Here is a 25,974-nt window from a genome sequence, read left to right on the forward strand (position 1 = left end):
AACCACCACGACGCCATGATCCACTACGGAGCAAGCGAGTGCCGTTGCAGTACTAAGCCTGGCGAGGTACCGCGACGATGTGAATCGAACCGGCACCTTTTAGGATCGTGGTTGTGCATTCTGCCAGGCAACGTCGCATCGACGAGATCGGTGACGAGAGTCGTCGCCGTATTCTCGACGCGGCGGAGGAGTTGTTCGCCGAGCAGGGGTTCGAGCGGACGTCGTTCGTGGACATCGCGGAACGGTCAGGGATCAGCCGGGGCAGTATCCCGTGGCATTTCAAGAACAAGGACGGCCTGCTGATGGCCGTGCTGAGCCGGGCGATGGACCGCTTCATGGACCCGGCGCGGTATCAGCAGTCCCTGCCCTCGCTGGCCACCCTGTTGCAGGACTACGAAAGCTGGGTCCTTAGCGGGAATTCCGCGTTGCTGTTCATGGTCCTCACCGAAGCCATGCACAGCACCGGCGCGGTGCACAGCCAGTACCAAGAATTTCTCGCCCAGCACCGCCAGGGCCTGGAGGAATGGCTGCGCGCCCAACGCCCCGACGGGGTCGATCCCACGGCCGCGGCCGAACGCGAACGCGCCGTCGCTGCCGCCCTCACCGGCGCCGTCATCGGCATGCACCTCCAAGCCCTGATCGACCCCGGCCACGTCAACCTCGACGCCGCCCTCCAATCCCTCGCCGGTCTCGTCGACGAGAACCTCACCGGCCTCTGGGCAAAGCCCGCCACGGACAAGACGCGTCACAAGACGAGCAAACGCACCAGCTGACCGCTCCGCCGGTCCGTACGCCGAGCGAAGTTCTCAGCCATTTCAACGTGGAACCGATGAGGTCAGCGGCTTCGTCATGCTCTGGTGAAGGTGGAGTTCACGCCGCGACCCTGTGTTCATCCTGTGCTGAATGACATAGAGTTGGTTGCTCTGCCACCGACGATCGGAAGATAGGTGTGATATGGACGTTTCGGAACTGGAGCGGCTGATGGCCGCGAACCCGCCGGAACCCTTCGTGCGGACGATGGCCCGCCTCACCGGGGAGGACCCCGGCTTCGTGGCGATCAGCTGTGAGGGCGAGTCCATCACGCGGCTGGAGCTCGAACGGCGGTCGAACCGGCTCGCCCGGGCCTACGCCGAGCAGGGCGTCGGATTCGGGGACTACGTCGCGATCGCCCTGCCGAACGGCATCGAGTTCTACGTCGCCTTCTTCGCCGCGCTGAAGGTGGGCGCGGTGCCGCTCCCACTGTCCTACCGCCTCCCGGCCGTGGAGCGCCAGGACATCCTCGACCTGGCCAAGGCCGCACTCCTCGTCGGCGTGCGCGAGGACGAGCACCCCGGCTACCCCTCGCTGCCCGCCGGGTTCGAGCCCGACGCCCGGGTGAGTGACGAGCCCCTGCCCGAAGTGGTCTCCCCAGCATGGAAGGCGCCCACCTCCGGCGGCAGCACCGGCCGGCCCAAGATCATCAGAGCCAGTTCCGGCGCGGTGGGCTCGCCCGCCCTCGGCCGGCTCCTCTACGGCTACACGTCAGACGACGTACAGGCCGTGCTGGCTCCGCTCTACCACAACTCCGCGCTGGGGACGTCCATCGACGGCCTGCTGCTGGGGCAGCGTCTCGTGGTCGCGAAGAAGTTCGACGCCGAGGAGGTCCTGCGACTCATCGGTGAGCACGGCATCACCTGGCTGATGCTCGTGCCCACGATGATGCACCGCATGTACCGGCGCATCGAGGCCGGCGGCCAGTACGACCTGTCCTCGATCCGGATCATGCTGCACCTGGCGGCCAAATGCCCCGAATGGCTCAAGGACAAGTGGATCGAGCTGCTGGGCCCGGAGAAAATACTCGAGCTCTACGGCGGCACCGAATCCATCGCCATCACGCTGATCACCGGCGAGGAATGGCTCGAGCACCGAGGGTCGGTGGGCCGGCCCTGGTTCGGCGACATGAAGATCTTCGACTCCGGCGGGAACGAGCTGCCACCCGGCGAGATCGGCGAGATCTACATGAAGAGCGTCGAGGGCTTCGGACCCACCTACGAGTACGTCGGCGCCGAGGCGAGGACGATGAACGGCTGGCAGACGCTCGGGGACCTGGGCTGGAAGGACGAGGACGGCTACCTCTACATCAGCGACCGCCGCGTCGACATGATCGTCAGCGGCGGCGCCAACATCTACCCCGCCGAGGTAGAGGCCGCGATCGACCACCACCCCAAGGTCCTCTCCTCCGTCGTGGTCGGCCTGCCCGACGACGACCTGGGCCAGCGGGCCCACGCCATCGTGCAAGCGGAGGCGGGCACCACCGCGCGGGAGCTCCTCGACTTCCTCGCCGACCGCCTGGTCCGCTACAAGATCCCGCGATCGGTCGAGTTCACCAATCAGCCGCTGCGCGACGACTCCGGCAAGGTACGCCGCAGCAAACTGCGCGACGCCGCCATCGAAAGGATGAAAACCCGTGCCTGACACCACCTTCGAGCGCTTCCGCCACTGCCTCCCCGGCTAACCGGTCGCCCGCATCACGAACGCACGCGCGGTCTTCGACGACCTGCCCGTGAATCCAGGCGGCGTCGAGGTCATACGCCGGCTTTGGAAGGTCAGCTTCCGTAGACAAGGGCGACGGGGCTTGCCGCCTCGTCGCCCTTGTCGGCCTACGCCCGGCAACACGCCCGTTTCGCGCTCAACAAATGTCGAGCGATTTCAAGAAACCGAGATCGTCGAAGACGATCGTGTCCAACCTCTCCACCGATCGACACGCAGTCACGACGTTTGATCAAGTTCTAAACCAAGTCAACAGCTCCGAGCCAGTCTTCAACAATTTCACGCAGACCTTGTGCGACAACGCCTCTTCGGTGAAGTCCAGCTTTTCACAATTCAAGAGCAGTTTCTCAATCGATATGCATGGTCGGAAAGGTTTTAGGATCGACTGTGAGACCTTCCAGATCGAAGCGACCACGAGCGGTCGCAGGAGCAGGAACATGGAAGTGGGCCCCACCGACGCTACCGGATGCTGCGGCACAGCGTTGCCCTGCGGCCCAGTAACGAACTGGTCCGTTACGTCTTCCCCTAGATCGGCGATAACCCATGCCAATGGCGTCGCAAAAGTCAATCCGGCTCGAATCTGCGCCTGCAATTTGATGCGAAGCGCGCTGGAAGCATCGTCAGTCCGGTTTATGCGGAGCGCTGCGAGGTCGTCCATCAGAATCGCCTTGCCGTCGATCACGATGGCACGACCTTCGCGGTACGGTTCCAGGAACCGCGACTCCAATGCGTCCGTGGACAGGTCCAGCAGCCGCACCTCGTCCCAACTCGGATTCGACGTCAGCGTCGCTACCCGTCAACAACGCCGCCTGCCGACGAACCCTCGAAACGCTGCCGCGCTGAAAACGGCCTTCGGATTAGGGTTTTCGACGGTGGTTGTGGTCGTAGGTGTGGCTGGTGGCCCGTTCAGCGCCGCAGCCTCCGGTTATGGCAGTACCACACGAAGTCGTGAGTGCCGCCGCCTGCGTACCAACACTTTCCTCCTGACCCGATACCCCACCTGAAACGGCAACTGCGCCAACACAGCCGCCAGCACCAGCTGGTGATCGGCCGCTTTTCACCTGCCGACACGCGCGCTTTCCGCGCGCAAGGTCCGGCGACTGTTCCGCCGACAACGATTCCGATGTGCCGCAGCGGGACACCGGTGTGCGGTGACGGTCGCTGGACAGACCGAGGCCATTGCGGGGCAATATCGCGCCCGGATGCGGCAAGGAGGGGTGAAGGGATGACGAAACGGCGGCGACCCGCCGCGTACGGTGCTCGAACAGAAAATCCGGGAGCGCAACGAAACGCTCACGGAGTTCGTCGACTACGGCAACCGCTTCGCCCGCGACATCGGCGAAATCGGCACGCTGAGCGAACGCAACCTCAAACGTCTTGCCTCCGGCAGGAAGCCCAACGGCGAACCCATCGGCCGACCCCGAGCAGCCACCGCACGACTCCTCGAACGCAGCTTCGGCACCGGCATAGACGAGTTGCTCTCACCAGTGGCATCCACGCACGAGGACGCCGAGCCGGACCTACGCCAGGCGCTCAGCGCATCGCGCCGCGTCGACGCCTCGGTCCTCGGCCTACTCGACACCCAACTCAACGCTATGCGGCAACTCGACCGCCAGTTGGGCGCCGTGGTCGTCCATGACGAAGTAACCGCGAAAATGCGCCAGACCCGTCGTCTGCTGTCACACACCCTGGCGCCCGGCTCACGACAACAACTCGCCGCACTTCTCTCCTAAATCGACACCCTCGCCGACTGGCAAGCCCTCGACCTCGGGAAAACGGCCCAGTCCTGGGAGTACTACGAAAACGCCAAGTCCGCTGCAAGAGAATCCGACCTACCCGCTTTCGAAGCGCACGCGTCCGCCGAGCAAGCCTTCGTTCTGCTCGACCTCGGCGAGACCGCGGCGGCCGTCGATCTACTCACAGTTGCATATCGCCGCGCCCAGGGGTCCGCCGAACGGGTGCTGCGCGCATGGCTGGCAGCCGCGCTTGGTGAAGCACTGGCCGCCCACGGCAAACGATCGGCCAGCCTGCGATGGTTCGACCAAGCCGAGTCGCGACTGCCCGCCGAACCGTCGCCTTCACCCGCGCTGAGACTGCCCTGCGGGTCGACCTGGCTACCGCCCTAGCCGCTGTCGGGGAACGTCAGGAGGCCCGGACGCAGGTCCGTACGCACAGTCGCTCGCCGTCAGCATTGGATCGGCCCGGCAGCAACGGCGGATCAAGCGGTTCATCGGCTCACTGCGGGATCAACGCGCCTATCGGACATCTTGCTTGCTGTCGAATCCTCTCGTACCCGGACACGCCAGCAGCACTGGCTCCGGAGAGCGAGTGCTGCTGGCGACTACTGCGACGTGACACGCGACCCGATCACGCCGGTTGCGACCCTCGCTGGCTCCGGAGAGCCAGCCGCTGCCGGTTCGCGCGTGGGGTCTCAGCACGTTGAACTTCAGCGTTGCGATCCTCGCTGGCTCCGGAGAGCCAGCGCCGCTAGTTCACCAACTGGTGGCCGCACCCATCTTCACCCACCCCCATCAGCCAACAGCTCGAAGTCCGGCTGGAGTACTAGAACGCTGGCCCAAAAGGAGTAAGTGGACGTACTCGCCGCCACGAAAGTGCAATCACGCTCCGCCAAGCAACTCACATCACCCATCTAGGCCGCCCAACACTCTTCAATAACTACGAAGAGTCACACATCCAAGCAAACAGGCGAACAATTTTCATCTTTATTGTCGCATCCCATCCGGTCCTGTAGCTTAAATAAGTCGACAACGAAAATGGTTGACAGCCAGGGGGCTCATTGACTTCAGCTATGACCTAATCGGTGACGCTTACCGCCGTGTCGACTGTTGTGAAGAGCAAAGCCCCTCGTGGAAATAAGTATACCTATCAAAAGCACGTCCTGAGCATGGTGGGAAAAGTAGAGAAGTGAAAAAGAAAAGATCGTTACGCTGGCTGACTGGCGTCGCATTCACACTCGGCGCGACCCTGCTGGGGACCACCACCGCGACTGCCGCCCCGCCCGCGCCCGATAACACACCTCTCGACTGTTTCTGGCAATGGGCGAACAACCCCAACTACGTAGGCGACGGCTGGGTTGGAGCCAGGGTCTCCGACGTCAACGGAGTGTTCCTGGGTTGCGGCGACGAACTTTCCGGAATCATACACATCGCAGATCCCGATTCGACGGGCTCGATACATCCTATATTCGCGGACACCCAGGCTGATTTTTTGGCATGCTTCTGGAATATCGCCACCTTCGGCAGCCAACGACCCGATAATGATTTTCCGAATGATCGAACTCGCTACGAATTTCAGTACACATACTGGACCAATGTTGGATTCCCAGCGACGCAGACCGCAACCCTGATCAAAAACAACGTCGGCAGGTTTGTGTGGACAATGTTCACACAAACCGATTTTTCCCCCGATGGAAACGATTGGTACAGTTGCGCCCATAATGGAAATCAAACAAAGAAGTGAACGCGCGACGCTGACACGGGCTAAACGCCGATCAGGCGACTTCCGCACTTAGCGCGCGCCCTGTGGCCACCTCGGGCCTAATGTGGCTGAGGTGGCTATAGGACATGAGACTGCCCGGATCACGGGGATCAGCAGTTCCGGTGGCCTATTGCAGGTGTGTGTCCAGCCCTCGCGGAGAACGCCTGGCCAGGTAAACCGGTTACACTGCCTTCATGGGATACAGCAGCTTCGCCCACCCGGTTTCCCGCCGACACTTGGCGTCGGGAGAATCATCCGCAGTCGCCTCCGAACGGAGGCTGTTCTCTCCGCGCTTCGTCACCGCGCTGGGGCCTCATTTTGTCGCTGTCGACAGAGTGCAGCCAGTGGTGGTGTCCATCTCGGCGGACGGACAGCTTCTCGATACGCGATCCTGGTCGCGCGAAGTGGCCGTACCGGAAGCGTCGACGTGGCCGAACCAAAAGTTCGCCATTGATGGGCGAACACTGTTCGCTCAGAGCTTGCCGACTGGTGAAACCGTCGCTGTGGAAGTGGGCGCGGACGGAAGGCTTGAACATGGTGTGGCCGATCGGTGGCCGGCCGAGGCCTCTGTTGTCGTCCGGCCGCGGATGTGGTCCGCGCCGCCGATTGTCTCCCCTGATCACGGAGATGACGGCAGGACTTGGTCAGTCCGGTCGAAGCTCGATCAGTTCTCTTGGTCGGCTGATGTCACATTGACCGGTAAGGGTGGTGAAATTGAAGCGTTGAACATTCCTGAGCCCGCATCGGTAGTGTCGTACAGTTCGATAGGGGCCGAGACCGTCGCGCTCTGTGTTCAGCGCGCGAACAAGCGCCCGTGGCCTTTCTCTCCTGATATCGAAATGTGGCTCATATCCGCACAGCCCGAGGGATTGTCTTCTCACGTTTTGCCGGACATCGACATAACCGGCCTTTGCTGGGAAAAGGACATGAGTCCGGAACGAAAGATCAAGCGACAGGTCGAGTTTTCGAACTACCTTTCCTACTCGACCGGACAGTACCAAGGCGTTCGAGAGTGCGGAGCGGACAACATCGAGTTGGCCGTGTCGGGAGATGTGTCCGCCGGTGAGCCGGTTATCGATCTCAGGTTCACACTTGACGACATCCCTGGTGTCACCTTCGTGCGGACAGACCGGCCCTTCGACGAGTTGGGCAATGTGGCGGGCGGGCTCCGGGACATGAATGTCTCACTGGTCGAAGACCTGCGGGCCGGCCTCGCTCGACGGTTTCGGCCGGAAGGACAGGAGACAATCGCCTTGTAACCCGCCCGGCCGAGACGGGGAAGGCCAGTCAGGCGGAGGCGTGTCCGCGAAGCCATGCGGCCAGCTCGGACGTCGCGGCGTTCGGGTCGTCGGATCGGCGCACCAACCCGGCATCGACCGTCGCCGACGCCGGTACCGGCTCGATCCGGAGCGGCACGAGCGCGTCGGACACGGTGATGGAGTGGTGCGCCGGCACGAAGGTCGCGATCACACCGCAACCGGCGGCCGCCGCCAGCAGCCTGGACTGAAGGCCTTCGATCATCTCCAGCACCGAGTAATCCTCGGCCAATCCGAAGTCCCGCAACACCTCCCGGTAGAAGACCGACTCGATCCCCGTAAGCGGCGTCGTGATCAGACCTGCCCGGCCGACCTCGTCGGCGGACACCACCTCACCACCCGCCAACGGGTGGCCACGAGCGGCCAGGAAGACGAGCCGGACCTCGTGCAACACTTCGAACTTCGTCTCCGCGGGCAGATGCCAGCGCAACACGTACGCGAGGTCCAGTTCCCGGTCCAGGACCGCCTGCGCCTCACGCCTGCTGCGTCTGCTACCGCTGTGCGCCCACATAAAACCCCTCAGTTCACCTCATCCCCGACGAGCAACGGCAAGTTACCGGGACCCACCGACAGAAAATTGCGCCTTGGCCTCACTAGGCTCGAGTCTGGCAGTCACATCGTCGATCTCATCATCCGGGATGACACACCGCTTCGGGGTTAGGAATCTCCCGGCGTGTCAGCCGACGCCTCGGGTTCCGAACCGGGCGTCTGGACCATTCCCCTCGCAGTCGGTCCACCAGAACACGAGGCAACACAGGATCGATACGTGCCGGTGCGAGACCAACACTTCCCCCCTTGTGTGTCGAGAGTACGGGCCGCCGGGTTGTCCATGAGTCTGTCCATGAACTCCTACCGATCAGAGCCTCAGGGGCACCCAACCGGCTCGCCGGAGTGCTCTCCGACCTCGCACAGCCCGTCCTGAAATGTGATTTCGGACACTCATAACCCCTTGGCCGCGGGTTCGAGTCCCGCCCGGCCCACATCATCTGAACTGGCATTTCGTTCGAGTTCAAGATCATTTTCGGTCGGCTTGTCCATTGACAGCTTTTTGGCGTGGGGACTGGCTCACCCACCTCGAACCCGAGCTGACCGAGCTTTGCCACCGCTTCTCGGTCACACCCCAACGCCTCCTTCCCGCCCAATACGCCCTCGTTGCTTAGGGCGAGCACTGGCACATACCGCTCCTTCCGGACCCTCCGTCGCTCGGCGCTTCCAGCTTCAAAACCGGCAGATGCCGTGAATGCCATGACAGTGCATCCAAGACCAGACCGGGTGAAACGTTTACCGCCGAGCCAACGATAAGGTCGCAGGGGCTGGGAGGGCACGTTAATGAATACTATCATCAACCAAACCATGAAAATTCGGAGTACATGTGGAGATGGCTCAGGGCGACGTGTGTTCCCCTCTACAACACGTACTGGACAGTCCGCGGATGGAACGAGTTTGAGGTCATGTTCAACCGCAAGCCACTCGACTGGGTAACGAATTTGAAGACTCCCATCCCTGAAGTGGTCGAAGAATTCACAAATATCCTGGACACCGAGTTGGATCGTGCGGTCATCCACTTCGGAGAGGGACGGTTGAACCCTTCTACGATCGCTTGCGTATTGGCTGAGGTTGAGCGCACGCTTGCCGCACGCTATGGGGTGACACTCACAGAGTCACCGGCAAAGCGAGCCCGGCAAGGTGTCCTGGGCATAGCCCCGCAGTAATGACCCAACAGACGGCTCGCCCCTGATCATCGGTGTCCGTCAAACCGAGGCAAAGTCACATAACATGTGATCAAGACTGCGGAGATCAACACCACCAGATCAAGCACAACACTCCAACCAGACCACCGTCGATTCCGAAACAGACCACGGACGGCCGGCGGGAAATGGTGTAAAAGGACCGATGCGTACGCGGCAAGTCGACGCGGCCAGGGCACCTGGCAGGCCCTGGCCTCCAGCAGGAACACCCACCTGACCCCACGCGCGAAGTCGAGCAGCGGGGTCGGGACGTCGTTGCCGATTACTTGGTGGTGGTAGCAGCCGTCGAGTCCTCCACCACAGCCCGTGCCGGGCGAGGTGTTCCGGCGGGCGTCGCTGCGCGTCCGCGACCGCCGGCGCCCATTGGTCTCTCAGGATTAGAGCCGGTAACCGTGGCCTGCTTCGGTGATGAGGTGGCGTGGGGTGACCTCACCAAGACCGAATGGGCCACCTTGGAAATCGGTGCGCAACCACGGACGGCTGGTCTCCCAGAAACACCTCCCCCGCGAAATCTGGGGCCCGCCTACGAAAACGCAACCCACTACCTCCGCGTGTATCTCGCCCCACTGCGCCGCAAACTCGAACCAGAACCCTCCCGCACACTCCATCTGCTCACCGAATCCGGCATGGGCCTCCGCTTCGAACTCTGACCCTGTTACCCAGCGCACGCCCCTGGCCGAATTTTTGACGCTTCCTTGATTCCGGAGCCCATTGTCCACGCATAGCTTGGGGTTCGCGGAAACGACAGTGAGCGAGGTGTGGAGTGGACACTCCGGCGGGTGATGAGTGGCATCGGCTGACCGCGGTGACCGGCACGGTCGGACTCGGCCTGGACGCGCTGGCATCGGTGGCCTATGGACCGGAAGCGATCGTGGTGGTCATCGCGGTCGCCGGCGCCGCCGGACTGAGCTGGACCCTGCCGGTCACCGCCGTGATCGTGCTGCTGCTGGTGGTCCTGGTGGCCTGCTACCGCCAGGTGATCACCGCCTACCCCGACGGCGGCGGCGCCTACACCGTCGCCCGCGAACACCTCGGCGCCAAGGCATCCCTGGTCGCCGCCGCCTCCCTGGTGGTCGACTACGTGCTCAACGTGGCCGTCTCCGTCGCCGCCGGAGTCGCCGCCCTCACCTCCGCCTTCCCGGCATTACTCCCGTGGACCACCGAACTGTGTCTGGTGGTGCTGGCCGCGATCACCGCGGTGAACCTGCGCGGCGTGGTGGCCAGCGCGAAACTGTTCATCGCGCCCACCGCCGTCTTCGTCGTCTCCGTCGGCGCGGTCGTCGTCACCGGACTGGTGCGGGGCGCCCCGCTGCATCCGCTCCCCGCCACCACCCAGCCGGTCACCGTGGGCTCGGTCGGCATCCTGCTCGTGCTCGCCGCCTTCGCCAACGGATGCGCCGCACTGACCGGCGTCGAAGCCATCGCCAACGCCACACCCTCATTCCGCAAACCTCGTTCCGCGCGGGCGCGCCGCGCCGAAGCCGGACTCGGCGCGCTCTTGGGAGTCCTGCTGATCGGGCTGGCCGTGCTGATCGAACGGTTCGGCGCCCTGCCCGTCGACGGCCGCACGTTGCTGTCCCTGGTGGCCGAAGGCGCCATCGGCAACGGCGCGGGTTACGTGGTCGTGCAGATCGCGACCGTGGTGCTGCTGGCGCTGGCGGCCAACACCTCCTTCGGCGGGTTACCCGTGCTCGCCGCCAAACTGGCCTCCGACGGATATCTCCCCCACCTGTTCGGGCTGCGCGCCGACCGGCTCGTCCACCGCTACGGCGTCGGCGTGCTCGCCGTATGCGCCGGTGCGCTCCTGCTGGTCTCCGGCGGAGAAGTCAACATTCTGGTGCCCTTGTTCGCCGTCGGCGTGTTCATCGGATTCTTCCTCTGCCAGATCGGTATGGTCCGCCACTGGCGCGCCGCGCGCGGCCCCGGCTGGCGGCGCCGCGCCACCGTCAACGGCGCCGGAGCCCTCCTCACCGCCACCGCCGCCATCGTCGTCACCAGCAGCAAGTTCACCCACGGTGCCTGGCTCATCGTCGTCATCGTCCCCGGCCTCGCCGTGCTCTTCTGGCGGGTCCGCGTCGCTTACGACCGCATCGGCGCACAGCTCGGGATCGGCAGCCTGCCCGACCGGCCCCACCAGCTCGACACCCTCGTCGTGGTGCCGGTCGTCGCCATCACCCGGCTGACCTCCGAACTGCTGTCCACCGCGATGGGCATGGGCCGCCGCGTCGTCGCCGTCCACGTCAGCTACCCCGGCGAATACCAGGCCGCACGCGATATGGAAACCCAATGGCTGTCCTGGCGACCGGAAATCCCCCTCGTCATCCTCAACTCCCCCCACCGCGAACTCGGCCCGCCCCTCGCGCGCTACCTCCACGACACCTGCGACACCACAGCCGACCGCGTCATCGTCCTCATCGGCGAAGTCCAACCCCAGCGCCGGTGGGAACGCATGCTCAAAAACCACCGCGGCACCGTCATCGCCCGCCGCCTCTCCCACACCACCAACGCCGTCGTCTGCCGCTACCGCCTCCCCCTCAACCCCGAGTCGCCACCCGCCGGCCAGATCGGGACACGCGAAACCGTCCGCGGCCCCGCAGACCTGCCCCGGTAGCCGGTCATGCCATTCATGTGGCCCGGGGTGCCGACGCCATCGGCCGTTGCGGTGCCTTCCTGTCGTGCACGGGCCCGGCGCAGGTGCTCCTTGGGCGTGACGACCTCACCACGGATTAACCGGTCAAGCGTCGGAACTGGCCATCGGCACAGTCGCGCCGGATGCGACCTGCGCGGGTCCCTCGGCCGAGGGACGCACGTCGATATCGAAGATCGCGGTGGGGATGTATACCGTCGAACACGAATTCGGGATGTCCACGACACCGGACAGTCTGCCCTCGATCGGAGCCGAACCCAGGATCATATAGGCCTGAATACGGCTGTAGCCGAACTTGCTGAGGTAGTCGATAGCGTGCAGACACGCCCGCTGATAGGACAGGTGCGAATCCAGATAGTGCTGGACGTTGTCGACCGTCACCGAGGTGCCGGAAAAGGCCAGAAACTCGCTGTACCTCGGTTCGACGTTGCCCGGCATGAAGACCGCATGCTCGCCGACGCCGTAGGTCTCCATCCCGCCCTTGATCAGGTCGACGTGCAGGTCCAAGAACCCACCCATTTCGATGGCACCGCAGAAGGTGATCTCGCCGTCGCCCTGGGAGAAATGCAGGTCACCCATCGACAGGTTCGCCCCGTCGACATAGACCGGGTAGAACACCCTGCTCCCCTTGCTGAAATTCTTGATGTCCTGGTTGCCGCCATTCTCCCGTGGTGGCGCCGTGCGGGCACCCTCCGCGGCGGCCCGGTCGAAATCGTCTCCGGTAAGACTGCCGAGGATCGCGGAGTCCGCCAGGGGGGGCAGTGCCAGCGGCGGCACCCGGTCCGGGTCGGTGTCGATGAGCGCCTGCTCGCGCGCATTCCACTGGGCGAGCAACGATTGCGACGGTGCCGTCCCCATCAGTCCAGGGTGCGTGATGCCGGTGTAGGAGACTCCCGGTATGTGCCGCGACGTCGCGACTCCACCGCGGAAGTCCCAGACCACCTTGTAGGCATCCGGGAACCACTCGGTGAGGAATCCGCCACCGTTCTTGGTGGCGAATACACCGGTGTAACCCCAGCCCTGGCCGGCCAACGGGCCCGAGTCTTCCTGCGGGATCGGGCCGACATCGACAATGTCGACGATGAGCAGATCACCAGGCTGGGCGCCCTGGACGGAGATCGGCCCGCTGAGCACGTGCACGGAGGGGAGCGGCGCGTGCAGTACGTCCTCAGCAGAGTCGTCGTTATGAATGGCTCCGTCGAACCACTCACGACAGTGGACACGGAACGTGTCTCCCGGTTTGACCTGGACCTGCGCCGGGATAGCCCAGTGCCACCGATTGTGGCCGACTATCTGCTGCTCGGTGAACTTTTTCGTGGAATCGAGTGGAAATACTACCTGCGGCATCGAATCTCCTGACTGCTTGGTGAGCCCCCAACCACCGACAGCGGGCCCACGACCGGCAAACCTCGCGGATGTACACCTCCTTTTCGCGTCTCTCTGCGCTGAACGCGCTCGGCCGCGCCGGTTTCCGCAGGGTCCTTTCGCGAACGCTTACGGCCTCGGCAAGCGCCGCAGAGCGGGATTCGGTGCGCCCATCGGTCCCAGCGTCCGCGCACTGCGCGGCGGCACAGCCGATACCACGTCAGGCTCGTCGCGAGTCTTCTCAGCGCGGTCGATCGCGGCCACCAGCGCACGAGACGTGCGCGAAAGCATCGGCGCGGAGAAAACCCGCACCGCGTCGCTGCCACACACCGGACATCGCCACTGGGGCCCTGCCGTTCCCATTGGCAGGCTCACGTCGAAGACGCCATCCTCGGCACAGCGAAACTGATAGGTTGCCACGCGATGCACCTCCCCGCCGCGTAACCCCTACCCGCGGCGGGTCTGTGCGCAGTGCGGGAGTCCGGGCACCGCCGCCTCGGCAAGCCGCCGACATCCCGGTTGGCGACCAGACATCGACCCGAGGAACCGTCCCTGCCGCGCCATATCGCTGATGCCACTCAAGGAAAGGGACTTCGCAGCAACAAAAAATCTACCAGTCCCGCGACTCGAACACAATAAACTCCCGCCACATGAAACTGTTTCGAGTATCCTGATCAAGGCGCCCGAGATCGCTGGTCCAATCTGCCGGAAGATCGGGTTCCAGTCATCTCGGACAATATCCGGCCAATCATGTGGGCGACATCGTTTCACTCGGCGTGGCGCCGGGAACACAGGCTGCGACATCGACCGGCATCGACCCGGCTCCCGCGGCGACACGGCGAGCCGTCGCACTGTGGGCATGCCCGATCCACCCGGAATCCGTAGTGAGATCCGTAATTTCCCCGTTACCCTCGCGCGGGCGCGCGGAGGAACCTGGCGGAGCTCGGAATGAGCGAGGCGCGGGGCCAGGTACCGACCATAGCTTCCCGAACGACAAACAAGAATATAGACAGCTGCCATCGAGAGGATCGGATCAAGTGAAGGGAAGGATTTTTCTCGAGCAGGGTCGTTGGTACTCACGATGTGCCTGCGGAATGAGATGGTCCAGCAGTGGAAATGGCGAAGGCTGGGAATTCGTCAAGATCAACCTCGTGAGCCACATGAGGTATGTCTGCCTGTACTTCAGGATTGAATCCGCGAGCAGTGCGTTGAGTTGATCTTCGCAGCTACCGGCGGCAATTTCGTGGTCGCTTCCGAGTGAGCGCTTTCAGATTTTGGCGAGCCTGGCCGCCGGTGCGGCGTTCCTTGTGGTGAGCGGGATCCTGATGGCAATCCTCCCCTCGCTGGGACAGTTGTCCGCGAACGTCGTGGAGTACGGCAAGCAGGTGACCGAGACTCCGCCGCCACTGACCGACACGGCCGGGCACATCGTCTACCCGGGCTTCTCCGCGGACACCCTCTTCGAGTTCCGGCTCTATTCGATCGGCGCGCGGGCGATCCTGTGGGCGGGCTGATGTTCGGCCCGTTTGCGGGCACGGGTCGCGGGCCAGATCCCCACATGCCCACGCTGCGCCCACAACGCGTCCTCGGCCGAATTCTCGATTGGATCACGCAATGTGACCGGTGACGAGACGGTGACTCGTTGGCCAGAGGCTTGCACCGTGTGGCATCACAATCCGTTGCGCAGTGCGCGGCCGCGGCTTGGCCAGGGCACGGACATCGCGAGGGGCGCTCGTGTTGAGATCGACCTGCCCTTGATCGGTGGCAAAGTCCCGCTGACCCGCGACCAGCGCTTGGCCAGGCAGGAGAAAACGCGGCGCCGCGCGATCGTTGCCGATACCGTGACGGCGCAGGCCGCGCGGGTCGGCCTGGGCGGGCATACCCACGTCAATGTGCGCCTGCACTTCGCTACGGGCGACAGTCGCGGCCGCGATCAGGCCAACCTCGCCGCCACGTTGACGCCCTGCCTCGACGGGCTCGTCCGGGCCGGGGTCATCCCCGACAGCGCACCCCAACACGTCACCCGATGGTCGGCTGAGATCCACCCCGGATCGGGCCCTCGACGGCTGTGGCTGGAAATCACCCCTACCACGGGCACATGACCGCACCCGTCCAGCCGACGGCGCGTTCGTCCGTGGCTGTGCTCACCGGCTATCGCGCTTCCTTGCGGTGGTCCGATAGGGCGACTGTGGTGGCGCTGGCGCCAAGCGGACCGCAGGCTGCTGGTCATGATCAGTGGCGAGGGCGCGACGCGTGACAGGGCCTCGCGGTGGTGCAGCGATCGGGGTCGCGTCCATGGTGACTTCGCCCGCCCGGACTCCCGGGTCTCGGCCGAACTCGATAAGCACATCGCCCAGGTTCGGCAGTAGTCGGCCGAGGCCGCCCTGTCGATCGACCGGGCCAGCCGCACTCTGCATCCGCACGTCCTGGGCCTGACCACCGCGTATCTGGCGGGTGCGGCCGGGACGGACATTCACTGGTCCACCATGCGCTTGACCGCTATCTGTGCGGTGGCGAAGGAAGAAGCCCTGCTCACCAACGAGTGACCGGCCCGGACGCGTAAAATGGCAGGCTAAGTACAGGGCGGGGGTGGGCCCCGTGATCCGAGTTGTAGTGGTGGACGACGAGGCACTTGTCCGGTCCGGAATCGAGTTGATTCTGAGAGCGGCGGGCGATATCGATGTCGTGGCCACGGCCGACGGCCGTGACGCGATGTGGGAGATCAGCCTGCACCGTCCGGATGTGGTGCTGCTGGATATCCGCATGCCCGGGGTGGACGGGCTGACCATCCTCACCGAGGTGCGTGCGCTGCCGGACCCGCCAGCTGTGGCGATGCTGACCACGTTCGACACGGACGAACACATCGCGTCGGCGTTGCGGACCGGTGCGGCCGGATTCCTGCTCAAGGACACCGATCCCGGACAGCTCGCGCGTGCGGTGCGGGCGCTGGCCGGCGGCGCGGTCGTGCTGTCCCCGTCGGCCGCCCGACTCGTGGGGGACAGCGCAGGCGTCTCCCGTGCCGAGGCGGCGGCCAGGATCGGTCGGTTATCCGAGTGGGAACGGCATGTGCTCACGCTGGTCGCGGAGGGAGCATCCAATGACGACATCGCGCTCGGACTCGCGCTGAGCGTCCATGCCGTCACCGAGCAGGTCAAGGCCATCCTGGGCAAACTGATGGTGAACAGCCGGATGCAGGCAGCATTGCTGGCGCAGGCCGCAGGCCTGCTCGACGAGGCGAGCGGGCCATGAGACCAAAGCTCACGGACGCCTCGCAACCGGTCGCGGTCGATGCCGGCCTGATCGCCGTAGCCGCGACTGAGGTGGCGCTTAACGCTGTTCCACCTTCGTCGGTCGCGAAAACCGTTGCCGGCGTTGTCGGCGTGCTGGCACTGTTCGTACGGCGCCGCCACCGCTACGTCGCGTTCTTCTTCACCCTGCCCGCGGTGATCATGTCACCCGTGACCGTACCGGCACTGATCGCGCTGTACACCGTCGCTCGCCACACACGAGATCGGCGGGTAGTGGCGCTGTGCGCGGCCGCTGTCGCCATCGCGGACGCGGTTCCGTCGCCGCTGAACTTCCACAGCCCCGGCGGCCGCGATTTGCTGATCACCTTGATCTACTCGACCCTGTTGGGAGCGGCCCCGGCGTTTCTCGGCCAGCTCGTGCAAGCTCGTGCGGATCTGGCGGTAAGACTGGAAGAGATCATCGAAGCCCGGGAACACGGCCAGCAACTCGCGGCACAGACGGTACTCGCCGAGGAACGCGCCCAACTCGCCCGCGAGATGCACGACGTGGTCGCCCACCAGGTGAGCCTGATCGCGGTGCAGGCGGCCGCGCTCCAGGTGACGGCGAACCCGCCAGAAGCTACCGCCGCGGGCACAATACGTGAGCTGGCCGTCAAAACCCTCGACGAGCTCCGGCACATGATCAACCCCCTGCGGGCCTCCGCGAACCGAGCCACCCCGCTCGCCCCGCAACCCACCCTCACCGACCTGCCCACCCTGATCACCGACAGCGGCATCGACGCCACCCTGCAGGGCGAACTCCCCGAAGGCGTCGACGCCACAGCTCAACGCGCCATCTACCGGACAGTTCAGGAAGGCCTCACGAACGCGCGCAAGCACGCGCCCGGCGCCCGGGTCACCGTGGAACTCTGGCAAGACCCGGATGTCGTGGGCGTGACGGTCACCAATGGCCCCTCGACCCGGCGCCCCCTCGCCCTGCCAAGCGCGCACCATGGCCTCATCGGGCTCCGCGAGCGAGCCAAACTCCTCAGCGGCACGCTCACCACCGAATATGTCGACGAGGGCGGTTTCCGCATCAGCCTGCGGCTCCCCACCACGAAATGATCGGCTGACTCGTGTCCCGTTCCCCGGCATTGCACCGACGTCGACCGCGTACTCCGCGGCCTCACGCCCGGTCGCGGCGAGTTCGCGGTCGCGGCATGATGCCAGCGAGGACGAGCCCGTGGGGTCCCGGTGAACGCCATGGCACGAACGGTAGCTGCCGTCCGGGCTTCGGCACGGGCGCGGTGCCCCGTGCCCCGGTGCCGGAAAACCTGCCCGAATTCTTCGCGCGCCGGGGCCGACCACGCGGACGGGCATGGTCGGCCGGTCGAACTTGTCGCTGATCTCCGTGGTGAACGGCGTGTCGCAGGGCCGCATTCGGTGTTCGAAGAAAGAGCGTTCTCGGGTATTCTCGTTCAGCAGGTCAGTTCAGCGCCTTCAGGAATCGCGCCGCTATATCGCAGATATCCTCGTAACCGATGCTGCGGTAAAAACGCTGGGCGGCATCTCGGTCCCGCGCACTGGTGACCTCCAGTTCCCGGCATCCGAGCCTGCGCGCCTCGTGTTCGACCTCGGCTACCAGCCTGCGTCCCAGGCCCAGGCGACGACAAGCGTCGTCGACCACGAGCGCCACCAGCCGGCCCCGGTGCCCGTCGTGTTCCAGCAGCGGAATCACGTGCAACGCGGCGACACCCGAGAGCAGGCCATCCGTCTCCGCACCGATCAGCACGCTGCGCCGGTCGGTCAGCCAATCGTCCAGCCGGGCACGTACCCGCACCGCGTCGGTGGGATAGCCCAGTTGCCCCAGCAAGACCGCGATACGCGCGGCGTCCGCAAAACGAACCCGCCTGATCGTGATCGTCACGTCGCCCAGTCTGCCAAATGCCATGATGAGGTCACCACCCGATTCGCCGGACCGTCGGGCGGCGAGATCACGAAGTCCGGCCCGAGTATTAGCCGCGGGACGATTCTTTGCGAGTAGGCGGTGCCAGCCGTGCTTGGAGTGAGGCGTGCCGGAATTGGTAGACGGGTCCCACTGTGCGCAGGAGATGCTTGCTCCGCGCGTCTTCCAGGAATGCGAGCAGCCGCAGCGGAATCTTGTGCCGGACGGCAAGATGTATCGCGGCCAGTGCGGTCTCGACAACAGCGGTACCGGGTGCACTCGGCACGGTGTCCATACGTTTGATCAGCATTCTGCCCCGTAGCCCCGAGGCGAGCCCGGCCAGCAGCACGATCGACAGCACGACCAGCACGACAACCGGCAGTTTGGACGCGAGTGTCGATGGCAGCGCGGGCACCAGCCCGACCGCGACCACGGCCAGAAGACCGATCACGAGCCCACCGCCGAGTGCGTTCACGAGCAAGGCGTTTCTGTCGTGCCGCCAGAGGTCCGTGGGCCCGAGCGAGCTGTCGTCGCCGTCCGTCCTGGCAAACCCGAGAATGGCGCCGCCGGCGAGTCCGGACACGAGTCCGAACGACAGCCCGGACACGAGCCCGATCAACGGCCCGGACACGACCCCCAGCACGAGCCCGACCATGGGCCCGAACACGAGCGCATACCCGAGTCCATACCTCAGGCTGTGCACCGTGCTCCGACCGGTGAGACCGGTAATCCGCTGTGGCGCCGCCGATGCCCCCGGCCCGGCCCGGAGCACCAAGGTGGCCACGAACGCGAACATCAGCCCGATCGGGAGCCCGACGAGGAGCCCGAACACGGGACCGAACACGAGACCCAGCGGGAGCCCGACGAGGAGCCCGTCGGAGAGCACGGTCGTCACGGCGAACGCGATCACTCGAAAAGGGGGCGGTCCCCAGGTGGGGATGTGCCACCAGGCCAGATCCGAGGTGCGTCGCTCGGTCAACTCGGTGGCGAGGTAGCGCAGCGTGCGATGGGCGGTCGCCACGCTGTAGCGAGGACGCGGGTGCCCGGGTCGGGGTGTGTAGGCGGCGGTGATGGCGTGGTCGAGGAGATGGTTGTCGATGTCGGCAGCGGCGGGAAATCGTGCAGTGTCGAGAAGTTCGTCGACCGGACCGGCCTGGCCGTAGACGTCGCCGAGCAGGCTCAGGGCCAGCGGAGTGGCCAGGGCTTCCAACACTGCGCTGGCCGGGTGACGCCGGCCCACGGACTCGGCGAGGTGATCAGTGACCGTTTGCCAGGCCGGCGGTGGCGGGTCGACCAGCGGTTGGAGGAGGTAGGCCGCGGCGTCGGTGGGGTGCACGGGTTGCAGTTCCAGCGCGACGGCACCGGCCAGGGGACCATGGTGCGCGGCCGCGACCGCTTCCGCGGTGCGGGTCAGCAGGACCAGGCGAAACGGGGCGTCGGCCAGGGCTTTGAGCACGCCGGGCCGGACGGTCTCCGGGATTTCGTCCAGGCCGTCGAGGAACGCCGCGACCCGGTCGGCAGTCAGGAGTTCCGTTGCCGCGCGGCGCCCGGCGCGGCCGTGGAACATCGGATAGGTTTCCGCGAGTTTGCCGGCCATCCAGTCGGTGACGGACTCGCCACGATCGGGGTGCCAGCCGTGCAGGGTGAACAGCACCGGCACCGGAATCCGCGCCCGATCCTCCGGTGTGGCCTGCTCGCGGTAGCGCAGCCCGTCCAGCAGCAGCAGGATCGCGGCGGCGCTCTTGCCGGACCCCGGTTTCCCGATCAACAATAGCCGCCCCGATGGCAACCCTCCGTAGATCCGGTGCAGCGCGTCGTGGTCGCCCCCGGCCAGTTCGCTGCCGCTGGGGACGGTCAGTCCGGGCAGCGGATCGAACCGGGCGTGGCCGGCGGCCCACACCGGGCCTGCCACCGGCTCGCTCGAACGGCGCCACCGGACCGGCAACGGGGCGGGATGCACCAACCGCCGATCGTTGGCGGCCGCGGTCCACTGATTCCGCGACGCCATGGCCAACAGGCCCACGCGCTCTTCCACCGGCGATACCGGCGCTGCCGTGGACTCGGTGATCGAGACCTGGTTGATCGAACCTGCCAGCACCACCCGGCCGGACACCGGGCCAGTCACCGAGTTGCGGACCGTGTTGTCGACCGTGTTGGCGTGTCGTTGCTCGCTTCCGGAGCTCTCATGGTCTGTCGTCACGGCACCCCCAAGACAGTCAACACACACAGTAACAAGTTGATCACCGGAACGTTGGCCGATTCTGGAACGCGTGCGAGGTCCGGCGGTTCACCGGCAGAAGCCGTGGACCGCGCCATGTGTGGTGAAGGCGCGCCCAGCCCCATCTACGAAGGCGAAGACGGCGTCATCGCCTGGCTGCTGAGCGGCCCGCGGATCGGCGACCCCGGCAAGGTCGAGCGCATCGTCATTCACACCAGCCACCACACCCACTACGTGATCGGCCTGGGCTCGGGCGACCCGCAGAAGTACGACCCGACGGCAAGCCGGAGAGCGTGGACCACTCGATCCCTACATCTTCGCCGTCGCGTTGCAGGACGGGACCTGGTTCCCTCTTGCTACAGGTGAATCTTCTCGTGCTGAAAGCCACCCGCGATGTCGCATCTCTGCGGCGTCGCGTCCGGTTCCCGAAGCGACGATCAGCCTCTCGGGCGGGCTCGGCTGGGATCGTTGCCTTCCGGCAGCGGCCCCGGCTCGGGAACTCCGCCGCCCGTCACGCCTGTTCGGGCCTCCGGGACGATGACTCGGCGTCGCGCCAAGCCCCCGCCCCCGCCCCGGCCGCAGCCCTTGCCTGTTGCCACTTCAGCTTCGCGATCTGGTTGGCCGGCAGGTCCACTCGGCGATACCAGCGCTTGCCGCTCGCGATCACCGCCGCGGCACCCAAGCCCAGACCGGTCAGGCCGATTACGCTCCCGGCCAGGAGCGTCGCGGCCGCGGCGATGAGCAGCCCCCAGTGAATATCTTCCGGTAACGGATCGGTCCGTCGTTGCGTCATGTCCTTACCCCCGCTGCTTGTCGCGGTCGCGGCCGGAAATGCCCGCACCGCCGCAGCGTGCCAGTCACAGCCGGAGTGCGGCATCACCTGCCGCGGATGACACCCGAGCTTCGGCCGGCCCTCCCCGACTCGATCCGCACCAGTTCCGGTGTCGTCTTCTCCTCGCACAGCGCCGGTGATGCGGCCGGGCTATCGCATGATGTTCCCCAGACCGTTGGACTCACATTCCTTGGACCGCGTCGCGGCCACGCGGAGGCTGGGCAGAACTGGAAGCGCTCTCATGGAATCAAGTGCGGAGCCCGGTCCACCGGAAGCCGCGGCCCGGTCGGTGAGTCGCCAGCTGCTGGACAGGGACACCCAGCGCACCGGGGATCGGGTGATGTCGGCGGTCCGGGTCGCCTTGCCCGCATACGGCTCCCGCCGCTCTCATCTCATGTCCGGCGGTGTGGTTCTCGATCAGCCCAGCCGCTCGGCGAGGTGGTCGCCGACGCGCAGGGCGATGGCGGTGAGCGAGGGATTGACCGCTCCGATACCCGGGAAGAAGCTCGTGTCGACGACTTAGAGATTGTCGAGGTCGTGGGCCTTGCAGTTGATGTCGAGCGCGCAGGTCTTCGGGTCTCGGCCGAAACGGACGGTGCCTGCCTGGTGAGCGGTGGCGCCGATGGGCATGCCCTTGTGCAGGTAGATGCCTGAGCCCCGGCACCCGTCGCGTTACTGAATGAGCGACCTGTCATGGCCGGACGCGCCCGCGCACCGCACCCACCGCCGGAGAGAGGTTCGCCATGGATTTGATCCATGTCCGAGCGGTGAGTCCGCCGAACCACACGGACCGCACCATGGCTCTGCCGAGGGCCGAGCCGCGCGTTCTCGGCGGTGGTGGCGGTGCCGGCCGGGATCGTCGGCATCGTATCGCTGACCGAGGCCCGGACGAGCGCGCTGCTCGGAGTCTTCATGGCCGTGCCGAACGGTGGCATTGCGGTGACGAGTGATCAGGTCTTCGTGGGCCTCGGCTTGATCGTCGTACTGGCCGTGGGCTGCCAGGCGGTGGCCAGGCGTCTGGGTATTCCGGCGTTGATCGTCCTGCTGCCGGTCGGATGCGTGGCCGGCGCGCTGACGTCGCGATCGACTCAACTGGCCACCCGTCGGCTGCCACTCGGCCGCAAGGCCGCGCGCGGCTTCCACGACTGGGAGTGAGAAGTCACCGCGGTGGACTCACGGGAGTCGTGGCGTCGGTGGCCCAACTGGCGAGGATGGGCAGGACCCGCGCGGTGGGCGAGCCGGGTTCCACTGTGTACACGACCAGGTGCTGCTCGGGAAGGTGCGGCGCGCTGACGATTTCGACGCCGAACTCCAGGAGTCCTGCGTCGGGATGGCGGATGACCTTGGACACCGGCGCGTAGTCGCGCACGGTGTGGTCCTGCCACCACCGGGCGGCATCCGGATCGGTGTCCAACAGCTTCCGCACGTTGTCCGCGAGACGCTGGTCGTGCGGCCGGCGGCCGGCCTCCATCCGCATCGCCGCGATGGCCCGGGCGCCGAACTCGGCCCAGTTGACGATCCGCTCGCGGGCCGACGGATCGCCGAACAGATAGTCCATAAAGGACGAACCAGGGTGCAGGGGCCTGCCGAGCACGGCCGCCAGCAAAGTGTTGCGCGCCAGCACTTCGGCGCGTTGCCCCAACAGGAGCACCGGCACGTGGTGAAGGGTGGCCAGCAGGCGCATCAGCCCGGGATCGGGCCGCTGCACCTCGGGCGCCGGCGGGCGGCTGCGGGACGTCGGTGCGGCGAGGTCGCGCAGATGCGCCGCCTCGGCCTCGTCCAGCCGTAGCGCGCGGATCAACGCGGTGAGCACGGATTCCGACACGGTCGATTGCCGGCCCTGTTCCAACCGGCTGTAGTGATCGGTGCTCAGGCCCGCGAGCATCGCCAGTTCCTCTCGCCGCAGGCCGGGCACGCGACGGGGACCGGGGAACGCGTCGATGCCGGCTTGGGCGGGAGTGAGCCTGTCCCGGCGAGCCCGCAGGAAGGCGCCGAAGGCCGAACGGTCCGCACTCATGGCACGAACGGTACGTCGGCCGGCGCCGTCCTTGCCTGGGCACGTCATGCCCAGGCAAGGCCCGCACTGGTAGCGCCGGGGCCGAGCAGGCCGAATGGAAGCCATGACCAACACGCGACAACTGCCCTTCGACGGCCGGACCGCGCTCGTGACCGGGTCCACCAGCGGCATCGGCGCCGCGATAGCCCGGCTGCTCGCGGCCCGCGGCGCCCACGTGATCGTCAGCGGCCGGGATGCCGCACGCGGCGAGCAGGTGGTGGCCGGTGTCCGGCAAGCCGGTGGCAAGGCCGACTTCGTCACCGCCGACCTCGCTGGAGACGCCGAGGACGTCCGCCGGTTCGCCGCGCAAGCGACGGCGACCGCGGGCGGCCGGGTGGACATCCTGGTCAACAACGCCGGTATCTACCCCGCGACGCCGACCCCGGACCTCCCTGACCATGCCCTCGACGCGATGCTCGCGGTCAACATCCGCGCGCCGCATGTGCTCGTCGCCGAACTGGCCCCGGCCATGGCCGTCCGCGGCGACGGCGTCATCGTCACGATCGGCTCGTGGATGGCCGCCGTCGGCAGTCCCTTCGCCGCCCTCTACACCGCGACCAAGGCCGCCGACGAGCAGATGACCCGCACCTGGGCCGCCGAGTTCGGCCCGCGTGGGGTCCGGGTCAACGCCGTCGCCCCCGGTGTCACCCTGACACCCGGAAACGAGAAGGACCGCCCGGTCATCGACCGGATGACCGCCGGGACTCCGGGCCGGGTCCCGGTCACCCCCGAGGACATCGCCTACGCGGTCGCCTTCCTAGCCTCCGGCGAGGCCCGCATGATCCACGGCACGACCCTGTATGTGGACGGCGGCATCACCACCACCAGGTTCGTCTCGTGAGCACCGCGCTCGTGCTCGGCGGCGGAGGCCCGCTCGGCATCGCCTGGGAGGCCGGACTGCTCACCGGACTCGCCCGCCGGGGCGGCCTCGCCCGTCCCGATCGGGTCGTGGGCACCTCGGCCGGCTCCGTGGTCGGCGCCACGCTCGCCGCCGGCCTCGATTTGACCGCATTACCCGAGAAGACGAGCAGGCCGCTGACGCTTGCCCCGAACGCCTCTGCCGACATCGAACCGCTGATGACGCTCGCGGCCGAGGAGGCCGGCCCAGCTGAAAAGCTGGCGCGGATCGGCGAGTACGCGCTCGCCGCCGAAACGGTCACGGAAAGCGGATATCTCGGCCTTCCGCTGTTCGCGGCGTTCGCCGGCGTGCCCTGGCCGGACACCTTCCGCTGCACAGCCCTCGACATCTCCACCCGCCGCCTACGGGTATGGGATGCGAACACAGGTCCTGGCCTCGCGACGGCGCTGGCCGCCAGCTGCGCGGTGCCAGGCCTGTTCCCACCCGTGACGGTCAACGGCGCCAAGCACATCGACGGCGGTGTGCTCAGCCCGCTGAACGCCGCGCTCGGCGCGGGGCACGACCACGTCGTCGTGGTGTCCTGTTTCACGCTCACCGGACCCGGAGCCGCCGAAATCGACCAGCTGCGCCCCGGTGGCAGCCAGGTCACGCTGATCGAACCCAGCCAGGATTTCCTGATACTCAGCGATTTCGGCACGGGCGTGATGAACACCGCGCACGTTCCCGACGCCTACCAAGCCGGCCTCCGGCAGTCCGGGACGATGCCGGCACAACTACCTCCAGCATGATCCCACCGTCCTGCCAGTGAGTCCGCAAAGGACGGTACCCGGGACGGGTCACCGGGCAGGGTTCGAACGGCGGTCGGGGTCGAAGACACGCGCCATCATCAGGGCGTTCCGGCGCCGGCTCAGGAATCGGCTCATGAGCACGCCGAGTTGGTTGGACCGCCCGTCTATGACGGTCGGGCCGGGATTCCGGCGCTCGAGGTGGTTCAGGGCGGTAGTGACGACGCCCTCGGGCGTGCGCAGCCTGCCGGCGGTCAGCACCCCCGCGTCCGGCCCCATCCCGGTCGTGAAGTCGGTGGCGGTGGCGCCGGGCAGGACGGCGAACGCGGTCACGCCCGTGCCGCGCAGCTCCGTCCACAATGACTCGGTGAAGCTGAGCACGAATGCCTTCGCAGCGCTGTAGACGGCCATCCGGGGAGAAGGAAGGTAGGCGGAGACACTGGCGAGGTTGATGACAAACCCGTTGCCGGCGCTCACCATCTCGGGCAGGAACGCGGCCGTCAGGTGGACTGGTGCCATGACGTCGACGGCGATCTCGGCGACGAGGCGTCCGGGATCTGCGCCGTTGAACAACGCGAACGACCCGAACGCGGCATTGTTGATCAGGCCCGTGACGTGGAGGCCCCGATCGGCGACCGCCCGGTGGAGCTCGTCGGCGACGGCCGGGCGGGAAAGGTCGGCGGGGATCGCTTCGATTCGGACATCGGTGGTGCGGCGCAGTTCGTCCGCCATCGATGCCAACCGCTCGGCGCGCCGCGCGACGAGCACGAGGTTCGAGCCGCGTGCGGCCAGGGTTCTGGCGAAGGCGGCGCCAATCCCCGAGCTCGCCCCGGTCAGCAGAACGGTCTGTGAGTGGTAGTCGACGGTCATGTGTCCAGCCAACGAGCTGCCGACGGTCTCGTCCAAGACCTGTTCGGTACCCCGTCATGCAGGAGCCGCATGACGGCGT

Annotated in this window: 24 protein-coding genes and 1 pseudogene; 15 read left to right on the plus strand and 10 right to left on the minus strand. The window is 66.1% G+C overall.

What is annotated here, in order from left to right:
- Positions 1 to 113 precede the first annotated feature (113 nt).
- Positions 114 to 773 (plus strand): TetR/AcrR family transcriptional regulator, encoded by a 660-nt coding sequence (locus ACFSXZ_RS25795; RefSeq protein WP_378267779.1) that lies wholly within the window; start codon positions 114 to 116, stop codon positions 771 to 773.
- A 181-nt stretch (positions 774 to 954) separates the two neighbouring features.
- Entirely contained in the window at positions 955 to 2,454 is a 1,500-nt protein-coding gene (locus ACFSXZ_RS25800; RefSeq protein ID WP_378267780.1) for an AMP-binding protein, read from the plus strand.
- Between the two features lie 307 nt (positions 2,455 to 2,761).
- On the opposite strand, the gene ACFSXZ_RS25805 is transcribed toward ACFSXZ_RS25800, so the two are convergent.
- On the minus strand, positions 2,762 to 3,286 hold the full coding sequence (locus ACFSXZ_RS25805; RefSeq protein ID WP_378267781.1) for a hypothetical protein: 525 nt from the start codon (positions 3,284 to 3,286) through the stop codon (positions 2,762 to 2,764).
- Positions 3,287 to 3,785: 499 nt separating this feature from the next.
- Between ACFSXZ_RS25805 and ACFSXZ_RS25810 the strand changes: the two genes are divergently transcribed.
- The 3 genes from ACFSXZ_RS25810 (at position 3,786) to ACFSXZ_RS25820 (ending at position 7,286) form a co-directional block, all read left to right on the plus strand.
- On the plus strand, positions 3,786 to 4,262 hold the full coding sequence (locus ACFSXZ_RS25810; RefSeq protein ID WP_378267782.1) for a hypothetical protein: 477 nt from the start codon (positions 3,786 to 3,788) through the stop codon (positions 4,260 to 4,262).
- Between the two features lie 1,192 nt (positions 4,263 to 5,454).
- Entirely contained in the window at positions 5,455 to 6,009 is a 555-nt protein-coding gene (locus tag ACFSXZ_RS25815) for a hypothetical protein (RefSeq protein WP_378267783.1), read from the plus strand.
- A 212-nt stretch (positions 6,010 to 6,221) separates the two neighbouring features.
- Positions 6,222 to 7,286, plus strand: coding sequence for a hypothetical protein (locus ACFSXZ_RS25820; RefSeq protein WP_378267784.1), 1,065 nt, complete (start codon positions 6,222 to 6,224; stop codon positions 7,284 to 7,286).
- Positions 7,287 to 7,314: 28 nt separating this feature from the next.
- On the opposite strand, the gene ACFSXZ_RS25825 is transcribed toward ACFSXZ_RS25820, so the two are convergent.
- A complete protein-coding gene (locus ACFSXZ_RS25825; protein WP_378267785.1) occupies positions 7,315 to 7,854 on the minus strand; it encodes a LysR substrate-binding domain-containing protein in 540 nt (179 codons plus the stop codon).
- Positions 7,855 to 9,519: 1,665 nt separating this feature from the next.
- Between ACFSXZ_RS25825 and ACFSXZ_RS25830 the strand changes: the two are divergent.
- Positions 9,520 to 9,741 (plus strand): annotated as a pseudogene (locus tag ACFSXZ_RS25830) (winged helix-turn-helix domain-containing protein); the annotation flags it as partial.
- Positions 9,742 to 9,854: 113 nt separating this feature from the next.
- A complete protein-coding gene (locus ACFSXZ_RS25835; protein ID WP_378267786.1) occupies positions 9,855 to 11,702 on the plus strand; it encodes an APC family permease in 1,848 nt (615 codons plus the stop codon).
- Positions 11,703 to 11,825: 123 nt separating this feature from the next.
- On the opposite strand, the gene fmdA is transcribed toward ACFSXZ_RS25835, so the two are convergent.
- Entirely contained in the window at positions 11,826 to 13,085 is a 1,260-nt protein-coding gene (fmdA, locus tag ACFSXZ_RS25840) for a formamidase (RefSeq protein ID WP_378267787.1), read from the minus strand.
- A gap of 147 nt (positions 13,086 to 13,232) precedes the next feature.
- Positions 13,233 to 13,532 carry an FmdB family zinc ribbon protein gene (locus tag ACFSXZ_RS25845; protein WP_378267788.1) on the minus strand — a complete coding sequence of 100 codons (300 nt, stop codon included), beginning with the start codon at positions 13,530 to 13,532 and terminating at the stop codon, positions 13,233 to 13,235.
- Between the two features lie 809 nt (positions 13,533 to 14,341).
- On the opposite strand from ACFSXZ_RS25845, the gene ACFSXZ_RS25850 reads away from it, so the two are divergent.
- The 4 genes from ACFSXZ_RS25850 to ACFSXZ_RS25865 all read left to right on the plus strand — a co-directional run bounded on the left by ACFSXZ_RS25850 (position 14,342) and on the right by ACFSXZ_RS25865 (position 17,455).
- The gene (locus tag ACFSXZ_RS25850; protein ID WP_378268072.1) at positions 14,342 to 14,617 is read left to right on the plus strand and encodes a CbtA family protein; all 276 of its coding nucleotides are present in this window, start codon (positions 14,342 to 14,344) and stop codon (positions 14,615 to 14,617) included.
- A 147-nt stretch (positions 14,618 to 14,764) separates the two neighbouring features.
- Positions 14,765 to 15,205 carry a hypothetical protein gene (locus tag ACFSXZ_RS25855; protein ID WP_378267789.1) on the plus strand — a complete coding sequence of 147 codons (441 nt, stop codon included), beginning with the start codon at positions 14,765 to 14,767 and terminating at the stop codon, positions 15,203 to 15,205.
- 496 nt (positions 15,206 to 15,701) lie between these two features.
- Positions 15,702 to 16,352: a response regulator gene (locus ACFSXZ_RS25860; protein ID WP_378267790.1), complete on the plus strand. Its 651-nt coding sequence runs from the start codon at positions 15,702 to 15,704 to the stop codon at positions 16,350 to 16,352.
- On the plus strand, positions 16,349 to 17,455 hold the full coding sequence (locus ACFSXZ_RS25865) for a sensor histidine kinase (RefSeq protein WP_378267791.1): 1,107 nt from the start codon (positions 16,349 to 16,351) through the stop codon (positions 17,453 to 17,455). The genes ACFSXZ_RS25860 and ACFSXZ_RS25865 overlap by 4 nt, the downstream gene beginning before the upstream one ends.
- Before the next feature lie 361 nt (positions 17,456 to 17,816).
- Here ACFSXZ_RS25865 and ACFSXZ_RS25870 read toward each other — a convergent pair whose 3' ends face one another.
- Positions 17,817 to 18,281 (minus strand): GNAT family N-acetyltransferase, encoded by a 465-nt coding sequence (locus ACFSXZ_RS25870; protein WP_378267792.1) that lies wholly within the window; start codon positions 18,279 to 18,281, stop codon positions 17,817 to 17,819.
- A gap of 64 nt (positions 18,282 to 18,345) precedes the next feature.
- Positions 18,346 to 20,475 carry a hypothetical protein gene (locus ACFSXZ_RS25875; RefSeq protein ID WP_378267793.1) on the minus strand — a complete coding sequence of 710 codons (2,130 nt, stop codon included), beginning with the start codon at positions 20,473 to 20,475 and terminating at the stop codon, positions 18,346 to 18,348.
- Positions 20,476 to 20,511: 36 nt separating this feature from the next.
- Here ACFSXZ_RS25875 and ACFSXZ_RS25880 point away from each other — a divergent pair, with 36 nt between their 5' ends.
- A complete protein-coding gene (locus tag ACFSXZ_RS25880; protein WP_378267794.1) occupies positions 20,512 to 20,859 on the plus strand; it encodes a hypothetical protein in 348 nt (115 codons plus the stop codon).
- Between the two features lie 145 nt (positions 20,860 to 21,004).
- Here the strand turns inward: ACFSXZ_RS25880 and ACFSXZ_RS25885 are convergent, their stop codons facing one another.
- A complete protein-coding gene (locus tag ACFSXZ_RS25885) occupies positions 21,005 to 21,286 on the minus strand; it encodes a hypothetical protein (RefSeq protein ID WP_378267795.1) in 282 nt (93 codons plus the stop codon).
- A 558-nt stretch (positions 21,287 to 21,844) separates the two neighbouring features.
- Positions 21,845 to 21,955 (minus strand): GMC oxidoreductase, encoded by a 111-nt coding sequence (locus tag ACFSXZ_RS25890; protein ID WP_378267796.1) that lies wholly within the window; start codon positions 21,953 to 21,955, stop codon positions 21,845 to 21,847.
- Positions 21,956 to 22,168: 213 nt separating this feature from the next.
- On the opposite strand from ACFSXZ_RS25890, the gene ACFSXZ_RS25895 reads away from it, so the two are divergent.
- A complete protein-coding gene (locus ACFSXZ_RS25895; protein ID WP_378267797.1) occupies positions 22,169 to 22,480 on the plus strand; it encodes a hypothetical protein in 312 nt (103 codons plus the stop codon).
- 4 nt (positions 22,481 to 22,484) lie between these two features.
- On the opposite strand, the gene ACFSXZ_RS25900 is transcribed toward ACFSXZ_RS25895, so the two are convergent.
- Positions 22,485 to 23,342 carry a helix-turn-helix transcriptional regulator gene (locus ACFSXZ_RS25900; protein WP_378267798.1) on the minus strand — a complete coding sequence of 286 codons (858 nt, stop codon included), beginning with the start codon at positions 23,340 to 23,342 and terminating at the stop codon, positions 22,485 to 22,487.
- Positions 23,343 to 23,445: 103 nt separating this feature from the next.
- Here ACFSXZ_RS25900 and ACFSXZ_RS25905 point away from each other — a divergent pair, with 103 nt between their 5' ends.
- Both ACFSXZ_RS25905 and ACFSXZ_RS25910 read left to right on the plus strand, forming a co-directional pair.
- A complete protein-coding gene (locus ACFSXZ_RS25905) occupies positions 23,446 to 24,222 on the plus strand; it encodes an SDR family NAD(P)-dependent oxidoreductase (RefSeq protein ID WP_378267799.1) in 777 nt (258 codons plus the stop codon).
- Positions 24,219 to 25,028 carry a patatin-like phospholipase family protein gene (locus ACFSXZ_RS25910; protein ID WP_378267800.1) on the plus strand — a complete coding sequence of 270 codons (810 nt, stop codon included), beginning with the start codon at positions 24,219 to 24,221 and terminating at the stop codon, positions 25,026 to 25,028. The genes ACFSXZ_RS25905 and ACFSXZ_RS25910 overlap by 4 nt, the downstream gene beginning before the upstream one ends.
- A 48-nt stretch (positions 25,029 to 25,076) precedes the next feature.
- Here the strand turns inward: ACFSXZ_RS25910 and ACFSXZ_RS25915 are convergent, their stop codons facing one another.
- Positions 25,077 to 25,931, minus strand: coding sequence for an SDR family NAD(P)-dependent oxidoreductase (locus ACFSXZ_RS25915; protein WP_378267801.1), 855 nt, complete (start codon positions 25,929 to 25,931; stop codon positions 25,077 to 25,079).
- Positions 25,932 to 25,974 lie beyond the last annotated feature (43 nt).

Origin of the sequence: Amycolatopsis pigmentata (genome assembly GCF_042684065.1) — a bacterium.
Classification (GTDB): domain Bacteria; phylum Actinomycetota; class Actinomycetes; order Mycobacteriales; family Pseudonocardiaceae; genus Amycolatopsis_E; species Amycolatopsis_E pigmentata.